Below are 1,997 nucleotides of genomic sequence, written 5' to 3' on the forward strand. Positions count from 1 at the left end.
TTTCTCCATGCCTGCGCTGACCGGGATTCGTGTCGCGGCCGGTCACGCTTCCCGACGCAACAGCGGCAGCGAAGGAGAGCGCGGGACCAGGACTGGTGTTCATCGTTTCGCGTGTCGTGGTGGTGGGGGTGGTGGACTGAAAAGCGGCGGCGAAGGAGTGCGGGTCCCCGGGCCTGTGGTGAGCGGGTCGCGTGTCGCGGCTGGTCACTCGTGCTAGCGCAACAGCGGCAGCGAAGGCAGGCAGCGTGCGGGGGTGGGCGGTCTTCGCCTGGAGGGTGGGGGTGGAGGTCAACCCGGTCGTGGGGGTGGAGGCCGACCCTGGCCCGGTGGTGGGTGCTTCTGCGGTGGGGTGGTGTTCATGGGTCGGCCTCCTCTCCCCGGGGTGTGGGTTGGGGTTCATGGGTGGGCCTCCTCTCCCGGGGTGTGGGTGGCGGGTGCCCAGGGGCGCGGGCGCATAGGAGTGCGGGCGTGGGGGCCGGTTTTGGGGTGTGGGCGTGCGGGGGTAGGGGCCAGGGTGCTCATTCGCGGGGATGCGGTGGGGGTGGTTCCGGTGGTGGTGGTTCTGGTTCTGGGTTCGGGGGTGGTGGGTGTGGGGGTTGGTGTGTGGGGCGGCCTTTCCAAACAGCCCGGTGGGGGTTGTTCTCCCGCCTCCATTTGAGGCGGTTGTGGGTGGAGCACAGCGGCTGAATGTTGTGGGCGCTGGTGTGGCCGCCTTGTGAGTAGCTGGTGATGTGGTCGGCCTCGGTGGCGCTGATGGGCACGTCGCAGCCCTGGGGCCAGGCGCAGGTGGTGCGCCCGTGATGGGCCACGGTACGGATCTGTTCGGGGGCGTTACGCATCCCGCGTCCCACGTCCAGGGGTTTGCCGGTGGACGGGTCGGTGATCACTCGCCGCAGGACACTGGTGGGGGCCATGGTGCGCACGGCTTCCATGGCCAGCACCATCCCGTCCTGCGTCGCAGCGGCACTTTCGGCACCGCCACCAGGAGTGGGGGTGGGGGTGGTGTGGTGGCCGGTGTAGACGTCCAGGGGAACGGTCACGTTGATCATCGCGAGCGGGCCCGGGGGTTTGGTGCACCCCTGGTGGCCCAGCGCGGTCTTGACCAGGTGCATGAATGCGTCGTAGGAACGCTCGGCCTTGGACTGCTCCGCCTGCCCGGGGTGGTGGGGTTTGGTGAAGGCCCCCACGGCTTTCTCCAACAGTTCAGCGTCCACTTCCGGTCCCCAGGCTTGGAGGTAGAAGGAGCCCTCGAAGCTGCGCACCACGTCCAGGCGGCGGGCGTCGAAGGCCTTCTTGTACTCATCCTCGGCCTGGGTGGGGTGGAGTTGAGTGGAGATGCGCTTGCCCAGTTGGGTGAGTTGGGCAGCCGACAGGGACGGCTGGTCGGCTTTGGCGGCCATGAGCCCGGAATCCATCAACGCCCGGAACTCGTCCGCGTTCGGGAATTGGGCCTTGTCGCGGGCTGTGGTGGCCGCTTCCACGGCTTTCGCGCTCGAGGCGGCTTCGCCCAGGGAAAGCATCCCGGCATCCAGGGCTTTGCGGGTGTGGGGGAGTTTATCGTTGAAGAGGGCTTGGGCCAGGCAGGCCAGGGAGCGGGCCCGGGTCGGGTTGGCGCCCAGGGCTTGGGTGATCCATCCGGCCAGGGTGCGTTGTCCGCCGACTTCGAGGAGGTTGCCGGTGGCGTGGATCTGCGCCAGGCGCAAAAGAATGGCGAGTGTGGCCTGGTCCATGTCCTGCCACAGGTGGCAGATATCGTCCAGCACCCCCGCCACCGCACCGGCCGGAGGAACCTCAGCCAGAGCGTGGGTGACCTGTTCCCTCGCGTGGCGCATCGCGGCCAGGGCGGGGGAGTGTCCCGCCATTACCGTGCCACGCGAAGGAGAGAAGGTCATGCTTCCATTGTATGCGCGAATACAAGGAAAGAGAATAGAAAGACAAGGGGGAATGTGGCCTGGAATGCCAGGTTTCTTTCTCTTGAAAAGGGGTTGTGGATAACC

General features: G+C 67.2%; 1 protein-coding gene. It reads right to left on the minus strand.

Translation table 11 applies throughout. From position 1 onward, the window contains the following. Positions 1-518: 518 nt before the first annotated feature. The coding region (locus BDW27_RS27005) for an HNH endonuclease signature motif containing protein (protein WP_233515959.1) at positions 519-1,997 on the minus strand (1,479 nt) is incomplete at its 5' end.

The sequence above is a fragment of the Nocardiopsis sp. L17-MgMaSL7 genome (genome assembly GCF_003182025.1).
Classification (GTDB): Bacteria; Actinomycetota; Actinomycetes; order Streptosporangiales; family Streptosporangiaceae; genus Nocardiopsis; species Nocardiopsis prasina.